Annotated in this window: 20 protein-coding genes; 10 read left to right on the forward strand and 10 right to left on the reverse strand. The window is 50.4% G+C overall.

Going from position 1 to position 15,474, the window contains the following annotated elements; genetic code table 11:
* Nucleotides 1-44 precede the first annotated feature (44 nt).
* The 6 genes from KJA68_RS09335 to KJA68_RS09360 form a co-directional block, all read right to left on the reverse strand.
* On the reverse strand, nucleotides 45-248 hold the full coding sequence (locus tag KJA68_RS09335; protein ID WP_213036666.1) for a hypothetical protein: 204 nt from the start codon (nucleotides 246-248) through the stop codon (nucleotides 45-47).
* A complete protein-coding gene (gene lipA, locus KJA68_RS09340; RefSeq protein WP_213036667.1) occupies nucleotides 217-1,155 on the reverse strand; it encodes a lipoyl synthase in 939 nt (312 codons plus the stop codon). Before lipA ends, KJA68_RS09335 begins: the two co-directional genes overlap by 32 nt.
* A gap of 126 nt (nucleotides 1,156-1,281) precedes the next feature.
* Nucleotides 1,282-1,926 (reverse strand): lipoyl(octanoyl) transferase LipB, encoded by a 645-nt coding sequence (gene lipB / locus KJA68_RS09345; protein ID WP_213036668.1) that lies wholly within the window; start codon nucleotides 1,924-1,926, stop codon nucleotides 1,282-1,284.
* A gap of 4 nt (nucleotides 1,927-1,930) precedes the next feature.
* The gene (locus KJA68_RS09350; protein ID WP_213036734.1) at nucleotides 1,931-2,197 is read right to left on the reverse strand and encodes an HP0495 family protein; all 267 of its coding nucleotides are present in this window, start codon (nucleotides 2,195-2,197) and stop codon (nucleotides 1,931-1,933) included.
* Nucleotides 2,198-2,346: 149 nt separating this feature from the next.
* Nucleotides 2,347-3,207 (reverse strand): D-amino acid aminotransferase, encoded by an 861-nt coding sequence (locus KJA68_RS09355; RefSeq protein ID WP_213036669.1) that lies wholly within the window; start codon nucleotides 3,205-3,207, stop codon nucleotides 2,347-2,349.
* Nucleotides 3,208-3,239: 32 nt separating this feature from the next.
* The gene (locus tag KJA68_RS09360) at nucleotides 3,240-4,379 is read right to left on the reverse strand and encodes a D-alanyl-D-alanine carboxypeptidase family protein (protein ID WP_213036670.1); all 1,140 of its coding nucleotides are present in this window, start codon (nucleotides 4,377-4,379) and stop codon (nucleotides 3,240-3,242) included.
* Between the two features lie 341 nt (nucleotides 4,380-4,720).
* Between KJA68_RS09360 and KJA68_RS09365 the strand changes: the two genes are divergently transcribed.
* The 6 genes from KJA68_RS09365 to KJA68_RS09390 all read left to right on the forward strand — a co-directional run bounded on the left by KJA68_RS09365 (nucleotide 4,721) and on the right by KJA68_RS09390 (nucleotide 10,495).
* A complete protein-coding gene (locus KJA68_RS09365) occupies nucleotides 4,721-5,179 on the forward strand; it encodes a copper chaperone PCu(A)C (RefSeq protein ID WP_213036671.1) in 459 nt (152 codons plus the stop codon).
* Nucleotides 5,180-5,312: 133 nt separating this feature from the next.
* Entirely contained in the window at nucleotides 5,313-6,197 is an 885-nt protein-coding gene (gene argB, locus KJA68_RS09370; protein ID WP_213036735.1) for an acetylglutamate kinase, read from the forward strand.
* A complete protein-coding gene (locus KJA68_RS09375; protein ID WP_213036672.1) occupies nucleotides 6,194-6,853 on the forward strand; it encodes a pyrimidine 5'-nucleotidase in 660 nt (219 codons plus the stop codon). The genes argB and KJA68_RS09375 overlap by 4 nt, the downstream gene beginning before the upstream one ends.
* Before the next feature lie 240 nt (nucleotides 6,854-7,093).
* Nucleotides 7,094-8,209 carry a 3-deoxy-7-phosphoheptulonate synthase gene (locus tag KJA68_RS09380; RefSeq protein WP_213036673.1) on the forward strand — a complete coding sequence of 372 codons (1,116 nt, stop codon included), beginning with the start codon at nucleotides 7,094-7,096 and terminating at the stop codon, nucleotides 8,207-8,209.
* A gap of 84 nt (nucleotides 8,210-8,293) precedes the next feature.
* Nucleotides 8,294-9,181: a helical backbone metal receptor gene (locus tag KJA68_RS09385; protein WP_213036674.1), complete on the forward strand. Its 888-nt coding sequence runs from the start codon at nucleotides 8,294-8,296 to the stop codon at nucleotides 9,179-9,181.
* Between the two features lie 327 nt (nucleotides 9,182-9,508).
* The gene (locus tag KJA68_RS09390) at nucleotides 9,509-10,495 is read left to right on the forward strand and encodes a GDP-L-fucose synthase family protein (RefSeq protein ID WP_213036675.1); all 987 of its coding nucleotides are present in this window, start codon (nucleotides 9,509-9,511) and stop codon (nucleotides 10,493-10,495) included.
* A gap of 197 nt (nucleotides 10,496-10,692) precedes the next feature.
* On the opposite strand, the gene gmd is transcribed toward KJA68_RS09390, so the two are convergent.
* From gmd to nth, 4 genes are all read right to left on the reverse strand, one after another.
* Nucleotides 10,693-11,778 (reverse strand): GDP-mannose 4,6-dehydratase, encoded by a 1,086-nt coding sequence (gene gmd, locus KJA68_RS09395; RefSeq protein WP_213036676.1) that lies wholly within the window; start codon nucleotides 11,776-11,778, stop codon nucleotides 10,693-10,695.
* 161 nt (nucleotides 11,779-11,939) lie between these two features.
* Nucleotides 11,940-12,497: a cob(I)yrinic acid a,c-diamide adenosyltransferase gene (locus KJA68_RS09400; RefSeq protein WP_213036677.1), complete on the reverse strand. Its 558-nt coding sequence runs from the start codon at nucleotides 12,495-12,497 to the stop codon at nucleotides 11,940-11,942.
* On the reverse strand, nucleotides 12,497-12,919 hold the full coding sequence (locus KJA68_RS09405) for a DUF1841 family protein (RefSeq protein WP_213036678.1): 423 nt from the start codon (nucleotides 12,917-12,919) through the stop codon (nucleotides 12,497-12,499). The genes KJA68_RS09400 and KJA68_RS09405 overlap by 1 nt, the downstream gene beginning before the upstream one ends.
* Before the next feature lie 9 nt (nucleotides 12,920-12,928).
* On the reverse strand, nucleotides 12,929-13,561 hold the full coding sequence (nth, locus tag KJA68_RS09410) for an endonuclease III (RefSeq protein WP_213036679.1): 633 nt from the start codon (nucleotides 13,559-13,561) through the stop codon (nucleotides 12,929-12,931).
* A 203-nt stretch (nucleotides 13,562-13,764) separates the two neighbouring features.
* On the opposite strand from nth, the gene KJA68_RS09415 reads away from it, so the two are divergent.
* The 4 genes from KJA68_RS09415 (at nucleotide 13,765) to KJA68_RS09430 (ending at nucleotide 15,474) form a co-directional block, all read left to right on the forward strand.
* Entirely contained in the window at nucleotides 13,765-14,064 is a 300-nt protein-coding gene (locus tag KJA68_RS09415; protein ID WP_213036680.1) for a hypothetical protein, read from the forward strand.
* A 62-nt stretch (nucleotides 14,065-14,126) separates the two neighbouring features.
* Nucleotides 14,127-14,624: a molybdopterin-guanine dinucleotide biosynthesis protein B gene (gene mobB / locus KJA68_RS09420; protein WP_246487139.1), complete on the forward strand. Its 498-nt coding sequence runs from the start codon at nucleotides 14,127-14,129 to the stop codon at nucleotides 14,622-14,624.
* Nucleotides 14,614-14,937 (forward strand): MoaD/ThiS family protein, encoded by a 324-nt coding sequence (locus KJA68_RS09425; RefSeq protein ID WP_213036682.1) that lies wholly within the window; start codon nucleotides 14,614-14,616, stop codon nucleotides 14,935-14,937. The genes mobB and KJA68_RS09425 overlap by 11 nt, the downstream gene beginning before the upstream one ends.
* 282 nt (nucleotides 14,938-15,219) lie before the next feature.
* Nucleotides 15,220-15,474, forward strand: coding sequence for a MoaD/ThiS family protein (locus KJA68_RS09430; RefSeq protein WP_213036683.1), 255 nt, complete (start codon nucleotides 15,220-15,222; stop codon nucleotides 15,472-15,474).

Consider the following 15,474-nt stretch of genomic DNA (forward strand, 5'->3'; position numbering starts at 1 on the left):
ATCCTGAAGTGAACGGGGCCGGCAGCAATGCCGGCCTTCTGCTTTCAGGCAGGAATATTTTTTATAGTGGCCGTAATCTGCAACTCCAGAGTGGGTTCCAGCGATGCCTGTGGATGATCCTGCGTAATCCCGTTCTGTTCATGATCTTCCGCAACCATAAGTTTCATTGCATGCAAGCGCCGCTTGCAAGCCCTGGATTTCAGGAATAGGGCAGCCTTATATTGCCCCAGCCTGATGCGCCTGTTCATCAGCATGATAGCTGCTGCGAACCATGGGCCCGCAGGCTGCATGGGAAAACCCCATCTCCAGGGCGGTCTGTTCAAATTTTTTAAAGGTGTCCGGGGTGGCATAACGAAGCACTGGCAGGTGGCCTTCCGAAGGCTGCAAATACTGCCCCAGCGTGAGCATCTGCACACCATGCTCGCGCATGTCCTTCATGACCTGCAGCACTTCCTCGTCGGTTTCGCCCAGACCCAGCATCAGTCCGGATTTGGTGATTACCTGCGGGAAGCGTGCCTTGAAATCCTTTAACAGCCTGAGCGAGTGATGGTAGTCGGCCCCCGGGCGGGCCAGCTTGTACAGGCGGGGTACGGTTTCCATATTGTGATTCAGGACATCGGGCAGGCAGTGGCCAAGAATGTCGAGCGCGGTTTCCAGGCGACCGCGAAAATCCGGTACCAGGGTTTCCAGTCGGGTTGCGGGGGAAACCGCGCGAATGGCGGACAGGCAGTCGACGAAATGCTGGGCCCCTCCATCCCGCAGATCATCGCGGTCCACACTGGTAATCACCACATATTTCAGTTTCAAAACGGCAATGGAACGGGCTAGATGGGCAGGTTCATCCGGGTCGGGTGGCAGCGGTTTGCCGTGCCCTACGTCGCAGAAGGGACAGCGCCGCGTGCACAGGTCGCCCAGTATCATGAAAGTGGCCGTGCCCTTGCTGAAGCATTCTCCAATGTTGGGGCAGGAAGCTTCCTCGCACACCGTATGCAATTTGTGTTCACGCAGCAGGCGTTTGACATCATGGTAGCCCTGGCCGCTACCGGATTTTACCCGTATCCATTCCGGCTTGCGCAGTCTTTGCTCCAGCTGGACGATTTTGATCGGGTTGCGTGCTGTTTTGGCTGCGCCGGTCTGTTTTTCTCGGATGGTCATAGTGGTTATTTCTCTGTATTAGTCAGTATGCATGTATGGAAAATGGTTTTGATCGCTATGGTCCGCCCATATACGGTGCGGCAGGATAGATGAGATTTGAAGCCGGGTTGAAGGCAGGGCCGTCTGTCAAGGTTTGCATGATCGGGTGATTTTTTCCGGTTCCTGTTGCTGTAACAAATAAATCAGGTTCTGTGCCAGCAGAGTTTCGAGCCGGGTTTGCGAGACTTCAATTCCCAGATTTTTCGCCTGGGTAATGCGCAATCCGGAAAATCCGCACGGGTTGATGCTGGAAAACGGGGCAAGATCCATGTTTACGTTAAATGCGAGGCCATGGTAGCAGTATCCACTGCGGATTTTTAAGCCGAGCGAGGCAATTTTTTCATCACCCACATATACTCCCGGTGCTTCTGCGCGACCTTGTGCTGATATGTCGAAGGATGCAAGCAAATTAATTATGGCCTGCTCCATCAGGCGCACCAGTCCGCGTACATTCAATTTCCAGCGGCGCATATCCAGTAGCAGGTAGGCAATGATCTGGCCTGGGCCATGATATGTGATCTGTCCGCCACGGTCGGTCCGGATTATCGGGATGTTGCCCGCATGGAGCAGATGTTCCGGTTTCCCGGCCAGCCCCTGGGTATAGACCGGTGGATGCTGAAGCAGCCATATTTCGTCACGGGTAGCGGCATTGCGCACATCCGTGAATTGCCTCATTTCCTGCCAGGCATTTTGGTAATCGATCATGCCAAGATGTTTGACCAGCGGCTGCATGGTCCTAGAGCACCATCACCACTTGCGGATGAGCGCTCAATTCCTGGTACAGTGCATCCAGCTGCTCGCGTGATGTTGCACGTATGGTACATGTCAGGCTGATATAGCGTGCCGCCTTGCTTGGTCGCATTTCCACGGTGGCCATATCAAAACCAGGGTCATGCCGCATTACCACGTCCGCTACTGCCTGCGCGAAACCATGCTGAGACAATCCCATGATCTTGATGGGAAAATCGCAGGGATATTGAATAAGGCTTTCCGGTAGAACCATGGCTGATTTCATGTCCGTTCTATAGTTCAGTGTTTCTGTCATCGCAGGATTTTCAGCCTGCCATGCAGTGTATATTTTATTCATCAACTGGATGCTCATGCTACCCGTCAGACTGCTGGCCGATTGTATAAAACAAGGGTCTGATTTTTTCAGGAGGTTTTACGCATCACATCCTGTTTGTAATCCTGGTATAGCTTGTGCAGTCTGGTAAACATCGCCCCGGGTTTTCCGGAACCTACTGGCTGGTTATCCAGTGTGGTGATGGCCAGAACCTCTTTGGTAGAGGATGTCAGCAGCAGTTCATCTGGGCTGGACAGTTCTTCCTTCCCAATCCGGCGTATTTCGTAGCGGATGTTGTTGGTGGTGGCAATTTCCAGTATCACGTCGTAGGTAATTCCCGGAAGCATGAAATGATCCTTGGGCGGGGCAAGCAGAACGTCGTTTTTCACCAGGAAAATGTTGCTGGCCGCTCCTTCTGTCATAAACTCATTGTCGCGGATCAGTATGGTTTCGGAACAGCCTGCATCTATTGCCATCTGGCGCAACAGCACATTGGGGAGGAGGGAAGTCGCCTTGATGTCGCAACGCAGCCAGCGGTTATCCGGCGCCGTTATTGCCCTCACGCCGCTTGCAAGAAGTTCGACGGGCGGAGTAACGAGCGGGCTGCTCATGATGAATATGGTCGGCTGGACCAGAGGATTCGGGAAAGCATGGTCACGTTTGGCTACGCCGCGTGTGATATGCAGATAAATGTACTGGTCTTCTGCTTCATTGCGTTTGATCAGATCATTGATGATGCCGGTCCATTCCTGGTTGCTATGCGGGTTTGGCAGGCGTATTCCGTCCAGGCTGTATTGCAGGCGTCGGAGATGCTCTGTCAAGCGAAAAACATGACGTGAATATGCCGGGATTACTTCGTATATCCCGTCGCCGAAGATAAAGCCACGATCCAGTACCGGGATTCGGGCTTCTTCAATGGGCATGAATTGCCCGTTCAAATAGACTGTCATGGTGCGATCCTTTTGCATTTTTGAAGATGCGATTATTTAAAAAGCAGGCGAATACTGTCCCATCCGCGCGAAAATACATTGGCCAACGGTACTGGGCTGAGCGCAACCAGCTTGTATTCGGCATAGGGTTTCCCGCCCAGGGTGATTTTCATTGTACCGATTGCCTGGCCACCGGAAACTGGCGCAATCAGCGGCCGGGGGGTTTCCATGGTGGCTTTTAGTTGTGACCGCTGCCCTGCGGGTATGTTCAGGAACAGATCGTTCCGGAATCCTACATTGATTTTGGTTTCGGTGCCTTTCCAGATCCGCAGGCTGGCGACGGGCTGGTTTTTCTGGTACAGACGGACAGTTTCAAAATTCTGGAAGCCGTAATTCAGCAGTTTCTGGCTTTCGGTGGCGCGCAAGTACTCGGAAGGCGCACCCAGTACCACGGATATCAGGCGTCTCTGGTCGCGTTTGGCAGAGGCAACCAGACAGAATCCAGCGCTCTCTGTATGTCCTGTTTTCATACCGTCGACATAGGGATCCATCCACAATAAACGGTTGCGGTTGGATTGCCTGATATTGTTATACTGGTATTCGCGCATGCTGTAGATGGGGTAGTGTTCAGGAAACTCACGCACGATGGCGGCTGCGAGCAGTGCGGTATCGTATGCACTGGAATAGTGCTGAGGATGCGGCATGCCGGTGGCATTGGTGTAGTGGGTGTTGGCCATTCCCAGTCGCTTTGCTTCCTGGTTCATCATTCCGGCGAAACTTTCTTCGCTGCCGGCTATGGTGATTGCCAGTACGCGTGCAGCGTCATTGCCGGATTGAACGATGAGACCGCGCAATAATTCAGAAATCGTAACCGGCTTGCGTCTGTCCAGAAACATGACAGATTCGGAGCCCAGCTTCTGCAATGCTGCTTCCGGGGGTGTGACAGCATGATCCGGGGAAAGTTTTTTCTGTCTGAGAGAGCTGAAAGTCAGGTAAGCCGTCATCAGCTTGGTAAGGGAAGCGGGTTCGTTGCGCTGATGGCCATTTTGGTTGACCAGAGTCTGATTGCTGGCGAAATCGTAGAGTACATAGGATTTGGCCGCCAGTACTGGCGCAGGAGGTACGGCTGCTACTTGTGCCTGGGCAAGCAAAGGCAAGAACAGGACGATAATAAATGACAGTACAGACTTCATGTCGGGTCCAGTGCTAAAAGCGTAATTATAGACTTCCGGAAATGGATGGGCTACGGGAGAGTGATCGGACGCCCGGTTATGAGCATCGGGTTATGTGTATATGGCAAGAAAATCCGGAAAACTGCAGGTTGGATAGCCGCCCTTTTCCAGATTTCCTGTAACTAACGTCTTGCAGGAAGTGTGGTGTCTCAGATATGGACTGGAGTATTATGTCAATACTGGCGTCATAGTCGGCATGTCTGGCGCACCCAGGCAGAAAAAGGACGATCATTGTTAATTCTTGCATATTTAATGTATCGTAACAATGCAATAAAAATTTTGAAGACAGAAAGGGGATTCATGTGCGTATTATAATTGCAACCATCGTGCTGTTTTTTTCAATCCAGGCTTGGGCAGGGAACGTGGCGGTGAGCGATGCTTCGGCACGTGCCACCGCACCCGGACAGGACAGCGCCACCATCCGGCTTTCCATTACCAGCCAAAAAGATGGACGCCTGGTGGCAGTGTCCAGCGCGATTGCCGGTGCTGTCGAAATTCATGGCATGGTACATGAAAACGGCATGATGAAAATGCGTCCTATGGATTCACTCCCATTGCCGGCGGGCAAGACCGTCAAGCTAGGTGCAGGCGGCACGCACGTAATGTTGCTGGGTCTCAAAAAACCGCTTAAAACAGGTGATATTGTGCCTCTGGTCATCACGGTAGAGTTTACAGACAAGAAGCAGGAAAAGGTTGATGTGAACGCTGGAGTCAAGCCTCTTGCTACCGGTCGTGGCGGACATGATCATTCCATGCATTAGTTTTGATTGCTGAATCTGGAAAGTCTGTTCCGGGGATGTGATGGTCTGTGTGCCTATTTCTGTTTATTTCCCGGTGATAGGGAGACAAAGTTCTGCGGTAAAATAGGCTCGCCGATCAGCGAAGGAAAATATGATGTCACTTACCCATGCCACAGCAGTCCAGAAAGCGCACACTCTATCCGAGGCGCTGCCCTATATTCAACGATTCTTCGATAAAACCATTGTAATCAAGTATGGCGGTAACGCCATGACCGATCCGAAACTGCAGCAGGGTTTTGCACGTGATGTGGTATTGCTTAAACTGGTCGGTATGAATCCGGTTATCGTGCATGGTGGCGGGCCGCAGATCAATGATCTGCTTAAGCGTATTGGCAAGGCAGGGGAGTTTGTGCAGGGCATGCGTGTCACGGACGAAGAGACCATGGATGTGGTCGAAATGGCGCTGGGAAAGGTCAACAAGGATATTGTCAACCTGATAAACCAGTACGGTGGCAAGGCAGTGGGGCTGACCGGACAGGACTCTTCCTTCATCCGGGCAAACAAGATGCTGCTCGAAAGCCGCGATGCTCCGGGCACGATGCTGGATATCGGATTGGTTGGAGAAATTAACCGGATTGATCCATCAATCATCGCTTTTCTCGATTCTGGCGATTTCATTCCAGTTGTCGCGCCGATTGCCGTCGGACCCGATTCCGAGACGCTGAATATTAATGCCGATGTGGTGGCCGGCAAGCTGGCAGAGGTGCTCGGAGCAGAAAAACTGGTGCTGTTAACGAATACTCCGGGCGTGCTGGATAAAAGTGGAAATCTGCTCACCGGCCTGACGCCTATACAGATTGATGAACTTGTGGCTGATGGCACGCTGTCCGGGGGCATGCTACCTAAAATCAGCTCGGCGCTGGATGCGGCCCGTGGCGGGGTGAAATCGGTGCATATCATTGATGGCCGCGTGGAACATGCCCTGCTGCTCGAAATTCTGACCGATGAAGGTGTGGGTACGCTGATAAAAAGCAAATGAGCGGTATTGTCTGGATTTTTGATCTGGATAATACGCTGCACAATGCTGTTCCTCATATTTTCCCTCATATCAATCGCAGCATGACTGCCTATCTGCAGCAGCACCTTGCGTTGGATGAAGGTATGGCGAACGAATTGAGGATGCAGTACTGGCAACGTTATGGTGCCACTTTGAGTGGCATGATGCGGCATCATGCCACGGACCCCGAGCATTTTCTGTGGCACACGCATCAGTTCCCAGAATTGTCTCAAATGGTAGTGAGCGATCCCCGGCTGCGTCATGCGCTGAAAAGGTTACCCGGGAAAAAGCTGGTGTTTTCGAATGCTCCGCAGCATTATGCGCAGGCTGTCTTGCAATTGCTGCGGATACAGGATTTGATCGAGGATGTTTTTTCCATCGAGCAGGCGCGTTATCAACCCAAGCCGCAGTTGCCGGGGTTTTTACGCTTGCTCGGCAAGCATCGCCTGGATCCTTCGCGCTGCGTGATGGTGGAAGACAGCACGGATAATCTCCAGACTGCAAAGCGGTTGCGCATGAAGACGGTATGGGTGAGCGATTCATCCACCTTGCCGGGATATGTGGATGTGAAGATTCGTGATGTGATGCAGTTGCCAAACATGGTATCGCGGTTGAGCCTGGGTAGGGCGCATAATTAATGAATGGCGGCCGTATATTGCATCCATTGTATAGATGACTGGTGCATCAGCAAGCTGGTGCAATTCTTTTCAGCGGTCATTTTTTCAACTGAATTGCCGGGAACAGGCCTAAAACAGGCTCGTCATGCTGTCCGGATCATTTTCAGCAGGTATGGCAGCAGTGTTGCCAGATCGTGATGATAAGGTTGCCGTTTGCCATGACCAGGCTTTTTTTATTAATACAATCAGGGGTGCCCCCACATGATCTTGATCTTGTCCTCCAATACTGACCGGAATAGTGCGGATTACCGACAACTGATGGCCTATCTTTCCGGATTGCGCGATATTGCCGTGCGTGTGCATGAAGAGCGTGGCGCAGAACAGTCTCTTACAGAGATTTACCTGATTGGCGATACCATGTCGCTGGATGTCAAGGACATGCAAAGCCTGCCTTGTGTCGAACGGGTCGTGCGAGTATCAGAGGAATTCCGCATTCTTGGGCGGCATAAGGATGATTTGCGCCCACAGCATTTTGATTACAATGGCATTCGTTTCGGTCAGGATACGTTTCATGTTTTTGCCGGACTGTGTGCTGTAGACAATGCCGGACATGTCGAGGCCATGCTGAAGGCGTTACGGGATCAAGGCCAGGTCTGCACGCGTATGGGTGCCTATAAACCGCGAACCAGTCCTTATGCCTTTCAAGGGCATGGCAAGAATTGCCTGCCATATGTTTTTGACTTGGCAGGAAAATATGGCATAAAAGTAATTGCCATGGAAATCACGCATGAATCTCACCTCGATGAAATCCGTGCTGCATTGCAGCAGACGGGTAACCCTACCGGCGTGATGCTGCAGATTGGGACACGAAATACACAGAATTTTGAATTATTGAAAATTGTCGGACGCCAAAAAGAATTTCCTGTGCTGCTCAAGCGGGGTTTTGGTATCACGCTGGATGAATCGCTCAATGCTGCCGAATATCTGGCATCGGAAGGGAACCGCAAAGTCGTGTTCGGTTTACGCGGGATGAAAACCAACATGGGGGACCCTCACCGCAATTTTGTGGATTTCGCTCATGTGCCGGTAGTCAAGCGCCTGACCCGGATGCCGGTTTGCATTGATCCTTCACATTCGGTTGGCATCCGTAGTGCTGCACCCGACGGAGTTCTTGATTTAATGCATGTTACCGCGCAGGGAGTGATGGCTGGCGCCAACATGGTGCTGGTGGATTTTCATCCTGCCCCGTTACAGGCTTTGGTGGACGGACCGCAGGCATTGTTGCTGAAAGAATTGCCGCATTTTCTGGAAGATGTGCAAATTGCACGTGAAGCATATCTCCAGCGCGTGGCACTGGCGCAACGGTATGCACAGTAAACAGAATTGCTGCATTACTGCCGGTATATCTCTTTACGCGTTCTTTTGCCCCACATTCAGTTTTCCGTTGGTAGACGGATACGAATGAAGATAGTGCAGCAATGCCTGTTTTTGATCTTATGGCTGCCTGTTTTTTGTCAGGCTGCGCAGGCTGTGACCCGGCATACGGTTATTGATGATCAAGGCAATCAGGTGGCATTTTTTACACCTCCACAGCGAGTGATTTCTCTTGCTCCCAATCTTACTGAGCTTGTCTTTGCGGCAGGGATGGGAGGCCATTTGGTAGCCGTTTCCGCATACAGTGATTATCCCCGGCAAGCCAGATTGCTGAAGCAGATAGGCGACGCATACCGTCTGGATTGGGAGAAACTGATTGCTTTCAGGCCGGACTTGCTGCTTGCGTGGGGTAGCGGCCTTTCAACGCAAGACCGTGCCAAGCTTGAGAAGCTGAAGCTGAAGGTTTTGATATTGGAACCTCGCAGCCTGAAGGATATTCCCAGGATACTTCGTTTGCTTGGGCGTATTTCTGGAAACAGGGTACAGGCAGATGCTTCGGCGACAGCCTTCGAGCGAGAGTTGCGTGACTTGCGCATGAAATATGCCGAGCGGGATCCGGTACGCGTTTATTTCCAGATTGCTGCTTACCCCATGCTAACTGTCAACGAAGATCATATAATCAGCGATGTGCTGCGCTTATGTGGTGGGCAGAACGTATTTGGTGCATTGTTTCAGTTGACTCCTGTTATTTCCAGTGAGGCACTGATAAAAGAAAACCCTCAGATACTGCTGGCAGCCGTTTCTACCCGTGGACAGGAGGAAGCTGTCGAGGAAATGTGGCGAGGGCTGCCATTACAAGCGGCCAGGCAAGGCCGCATGGCCTTTATCACCTCGGACCTGATCAGCCGCTCTGCGCCGCGCATACTCTGGGGAGCAAGACAGGTGTGCGAACAGATCGAATTAGCAAGGCATTGATGGCGGAGCAGGGCGGGCGTTGCAGGGAAGTGTTCTGCATGGAATTTCATCATGCATGAAAGTGAGTTTTGCAATATACCTATAAATTTAGCTGATATTTTCAGCTTTTCGCTTCATGCAAATAACAATGCTGATAAAAAAATCCGGGAAGTGGTTCCCTAGAACGAAATTTGTTATGCTGAATTTTGTTTAATAACAAATTATTATTGTTATTAATTAATGTGATTTCTTTAATAAAATCCAGGCAGGATCGCGCTTTTTTTACTACGAATAAGCCAGGATGTTGAGCCGGATTTCTGATGCGATATATAAACGGGTTAATTGATTATGGATGATAATTCCAGAATTTATATTGCGGGTCACCGCGGTCTGGTTGGTTCTGCGCTAATGCGAAACTTGCATGCCAAAGGTTTTAAGAACCTGATTGGCCATAGTCACGCCGAACTGGATCTGACCAACCAGGCAGCTACGGACGCTTTTTTTTCACAGGAAAAGCCCAATTACGTCTTTCTGGCTGCCGCAAGGGTCGGGGGAATACTGGCTAATCATACCTATCCGGCTGAGTTTATCCGTGACAATCTGGCTATCCAGACAAACGTTATTCATGCAGCGTACCGCGCTGGAGTAAAGCGCCTGATGTTTCTGGGTTCCAGCTGCATCTATCCTAAATTTGCTCCTCAGCCCATGCGTGAGGATTATCTTTTGACCGGTCCACTGGAACCGACCAACCGCCCGTATGCCTTGGCAAAAATTGCCGGTATTGAAATGAGCTGGAGCTATAACCGTCAGTACGGGATGCAGAACCTGGCCGTGATGCCGACGAATCTGTATGGTCCCGGGGATAACTACGATCTGAACAATAGTCACGTGATTCCGGCTTTGATTAGAAAATTTCATGAAGCCAAGGTTCGCAACGAGAAACATGTGGAGGTCTGGGGAAATGGTTTAGCCAGGCGTGAATTCCTGTATAGCGAGGATATGGCGGATGCCTGCGTTCATTTGATGAATCTGCCGGACGAGCAATATTGTGGATTGCTCGGTAGCGATGAAACTGTTAGTGGAAAGTTCGAGCCTCCTTTGGTGAACATTGGAACAGGGGAGGATATTGCCATCCGTGATCTGGCTGCCCTTGTACAGGAAACCGTGGGATATGAAGGAGAGATTTTTTTTGATTCATCCAAACAGACGGGTACGCCGCAAAAATTGCTGGATGTTTCCCGTCTGAAAGCTTTAGGGTGGAATCCTCCTACATCCCTGCGGCACGGGCTGGAAAAATCTTATGAAGATTTTAAAAAAAATCAAAAGGATAATTAATTATCCTGATAATATTGTTTTGGTTGAAACCAGAAATTACGGAAGATTTGTTCGGAATGACTTTCGCTATGTTGAAATCAATGCAATGGCAGATGGATGCAAGCTCATGATTCGGGAAGTTGTCCTCTGATTTAGCCCACGGAATTCAAAATTATGTTTTCTGACACATCAGAAAAACGGACGGGTTGCGTTCATGTTTATTCATGATAATCAAAAGCAGAAAATCCGTGCTTTTTAATCAGTTCGTCCCGTTCTGCGGCTTTCAGGTCTTCGCGCACCATTTCTGCAACCAGTTCACGAAATGAAGTTCTGGGTGTCCACCCCAGTTTCTTCTTTGCCTTGGTTGCGTCTCCCAGCAGGGTTTCTACCTCGGTCGGCCGGAAATAGCGCGGATCCACGGCTACGATACATTTTCCAGAAGCATCATAGCCTTTTTCGCTGACTCCTGATCCTTTCCAGTACATCCGGATGCCGAGCTCTTCTGCCGCAGCTGTTACAAAATCACGCACACTGTATTGCACACCGGTGGCAATGACATAATCCTCCGCCTGTTCCTGCTGTAGCATGAGCCATTGCATTTCTACATAGTCCCTGGCATGCCCCCAATCCCGTAATGAGTCCAGATTTCCTAGGAACAGGCAACTTTGCAGGTTCAGTTTGATGCGTGTGAGGGCGCGTGTAATTTTCCGGGTAACGAAGGTTTCTCCACGCAACGGGCTTTCGTGGTTGAACAGGATTCCATTGCAGGCATAGATACCATAGGCCTCGCGGTAGTTGACCGTAATCCAGTAGGCGTAGAGCTTGGCTACAGCATAGGGAGACCGGGGATAAAAGGGGGTAGTTTCCTTTTGCGGAATTTCCTGCACCAGGCCGTACAGTTCGGAAGTAGAAGCCTGGTAAAACCGGGATTTTCTTTCCAGTCCCAGTATCCGGATGGCTTCCAGTATGCGCAGGGGTCCCAGCGCGTCGGAGTTGGCTGTATATTCCGGTTCCTCGAACGATACCGCTACGTGGCTCTGTGCGGCAAGGTTGTAGATTTCATCTGGTTGCACCTGCTGGATAATGCGAATCAGGCTGCTGGAATCGGTCATGTCGCCATAATGCAGAATAAAATTCCGGTTGCTAACGTGTGGATCCTGGTACAAGTGATCAATACGGTCTGTATTGAATAAAGAAGCACGACGCTTGATCCCATGTACATGATAGCCTTTTCCCAACAGGAATTCGGCAAGGTAAGCGCCGTCCTGCCCGGTTATGCCCGTGATTAAAGCGGTTTTTTTCATTATTCAGGTAACCCTTGAGAGTGTTGATTTTAGGCCATCAAAATCTGGAAAATCCGGTTGTAATGGGAAATGCTGACAGCCGATTTTTCAGCAATCCCTGGTGGTTGTGTGCAAGTCATCCGCCCATTTCAAGAAAATCCAACAGGGCGAATGACGGTGTTTCATGCTGTGCTGCCTGCCAGATTTTTCTGCCAGTAAGTCTCGCTCTGTCCCATTGTACGGTTGAGGACACGACTCAATACAAATAATAAGTCAGATAAACGATTCAGGTAAGGCAGGGCATGCAGAGGAACCGCATCGTGAAGCGCGAGTGCAGCCAAATCCCGTTCAGCGCGCCGGGCTACTGTGCGTGATATGTGGCATTGCGCTGCGGCACGGGAGCCCCCGGGCAGAATAAATTCCTTAAGCGGGGGCAAATCGGAGTTGTAAAGGGTAATCGCGGCATCCAGAGATTGGAGCTTGCTTTCGGAAAACTGGGCAGCAGGGTATGCAAGCGCACCACCAAGGTCAAACAGGTCATGCTGTATATGCAACAGCAAATTGCGCAAGTCATCGGGTGCGGATTCTGCGAGCAGAAGTCCGATGTGGCTGTTGAGTTCATCCACGCTTCCGATAGCGTGGATGCGCGGGCAATATTTTTTTACGCGTGTTCCGTCCGCCAGTCCGGTGGAGCCATCATCTCCAGTGCGGGTGACAATTTTGCTTAGACGGTTGGCCATTATTGTTTTTCCAGGCAATTGAAATAAATGCCAGCATCAATAGCCGTGCCGCTGCGTTGCGATTGCCAGATCATTTCCCCCAAACATTCCATCATCCGATGTTGAGCGTCGTGTTCTGATTCATGAAGCACGGTCAATCTCTGAAAGTGTGTGCGGATTCCAGGCGGCTGGTTGATGGAGATCTGCTCTTCGATGGCGAGATGCATCATCAGGTGCAGAAAGGGGTTGGTCGTGCCCTGTTCCGGGGTATAGTCCTTATGCTGGTAGTGTTCCGGGTTTTCCAGTATGGGGAAGTATTCCGGGTGTTTTCCTATAAGTTGCGCAGCCAGGTCTTCCAGAGGGGAGAGAAGTTCCCCCGTACGGTGCTTGCGCCAGGTCTCGATGAGGAACATGCGCGCTTCTTCTCTGCTGGGGTTGAACATTATATTTCCTTATATTTCCTTGTTGGAATAATCGCACAGATCAACGATGCGGCACATGCCGCATCTGGGTTTGCGTGCCTGACATATATAGCGCCCATGCAGAATCAGCCAGTGGTGGGCATCATGCTTGAATTGATCCGGTACGACTTTCAGTAATTTTTTTTCCACTTCCAGCATGGTTTTTCCGGGAGCAAGCCCGGTGCGGTTGGATACACGAAAAATGTGGGTATCCACCGCGATCGTCGGCTGGCCGAAGGCCGTATTGAGCACGACGTTTGCTGTCTTGCGCCCTACGCCCGGGAGAGTCTCCAGAGCTTCGCGCGTCTGTGGAACGGCTTCACCATGTTTCTCCAGCAATATCCGGCAGGTTTGAATGATATGCCGTGCCTTGGTTTTGTAAAGACCGATACGCTGTATGTAATCGCGTAATTTATCCTCGCCCAGATCAAGCAACCCCTGCGGGGTGTTGGCTATCGGGAATAGCTGGCGGGTAGCAGCATTCACGCTGACATCGGTAGCCTGGGCCGAAAGGATGACTGCAACCAGCAGTTCAAATGCGGAGTGATACTCCAGCTCGGTAGTCGGGTGCGGATTGGCTGCCTGCAAGCGCAGAAAAATTTCCTGGCGTTTTGCTGAATTCACAGAGCGGTTTTACTCCAGTAAAAAAAGGGATTACAGTGCTTGCGCGTCATTGGGGAAGAGTACGCCCGTATAATACAAAATAGACCGGGAGCCCTGAATTGGTACCCGGAAATTGGATGCAATGCCTATGTGTAAGATTTGCGTAGTTTTGTGAATATTTTACATGACAAATGGATGGTTGCCATGGACAGAAGAGATAAATAATGTGGTCTGGAGAAGCTGAGGACGATGACAAATGGTACAGTGTCATGCATTTGCAGTGCATGCCCGGAGCAGGTGGTTTTTCTGGCGCTCACCCAGTTGGCTTCGTTTTGTGTCTGGTTCATGGATATGTAGAGGCTGCTCTGGATGAAAAGCCGGCTTATTTAATGTTGCCGGGAACCGTGATGAATATAGAACCCGTTCACCTTTTGCCTAACGCGCCAGCGCCATTGATCCGGTCTGCGTTGGGAGCAGGTGCTCGTCTTGACGGCAGGGTATGCTGTACGCTACGCTCACACTGATTCAGTGATCTACCAACCTTTCAGTCAACCTTTCAGTAAATTTTATGTTTAATGGGAAAATAATGGGTTTTGCGGGTTATTCCGGCAGCGGAAAAACCACCTTGCTTGAAAAAGTAATTCCGATTTTGACTGGAAAAGGTTTGCGTATTGCCGTTATCAAGCATGCGCACCATGATTTTGATATTGATAAGCCTGGAAAGGATACTTATCGTCATCGCAAGGCAGGAGCGCGCGAAGTGCTGATTGTTTCTGCACAGAGATGGGCATTGATGCACGAATTAAGCAAGGAGACGGAACCTACACTTGAAGATCTCTGTTCAAGATTTTCCGGATATGACCTGATTCTGGCCGAAGGATACAAGCATGCAGCTATACCAAAACTGGAAGTGCATCGCAAGGAAACCGGGTCTGATGCCATATATCCGACTGACCCGGGAATTATTGCTGTTGTGACAGACAGCAAGGATTCTTTCCCGTTGCCGAAACTTGACATTAATGCACCGGAAGAGGTGGCCAATTTTATTTTGGACTATTTTTCAAAGGGTAATCATGCGAATTGAGATCGTTTATTTTGGTAAGCCGAAGGAAAATTTGAAAATATCGCAGGAGACGGTAACAGTTCCCGGAGATGCGCTTACGCTTTCTGGTCTGCTAGAATGGCTGAGGTCGCGCGGAGGAGACTGGGTGCGTGAAATGGATGAAGACAAGGTGCGTTGCGCTGTCAATCAGGATTTTGCTGCGCTGACGAGGGAGTTGAAAGAGAATGACGAGGTCGCTATTACTGCTCATTATCATGGCTGTGCAGAATTCTGGGAGGGGGATCCCCGGCTTAGGCCGCTTCAATCCAGCACCGTAATGAAACATTGTTCGTGATGGCCGCCCCTGCCATTTCTGGCATTTGCAGGAAATAGCATTTTGCAGATTGCAAGATTTGTTACCGGGTTTTCTGGATGCAGGAAAACGGTACGAGCATTGCAATAAACGGACTTTATTCGGGAAACAGGGAAGGATGCTGCATATGCAAAATATGCAGCTGCCATTTTCTTCATGAGTGGCATCAGGGTACGATGGACCGGTTGATGTCAAGCGGGTTGCAGACGCAGACAAGTTTCAAAAGTCATTTGTATTTGTTTGAATTATTTTTCAGGAACAGCCATGAAAATTGAACTGGTGTATTTCGGTCGACCGAAAGAGCATTTAAAGGTAGCACGTGAAACGGCAGATTTGCCAGCGGGTACTTCTAATCTGGCAGGTGTGCTGGCATGGCTGCGTACACGTGGGGATGTATGGGCACAGGAGCTGGCCGACAACCGTGTGCGTTGTGCGATTAACCAGGAGTTTGCCGATTTGCCTGCCACCATTAAAGAGAATGACGAAATCGCCATTTTCTCGCCCATCTCCGGAGGTTGA

It is taken from the genome of Candidatus Nitrotoga fabula (genome assembly GCF_905221025.1).
GTDB classification, from domain to species: domain Bacteria; phylum Pseudomonadota; class Gammaproteobacteria; order Burkholderiales; family Gallionellaceae; genus Nitrotoga; species Nitrotoga fabula.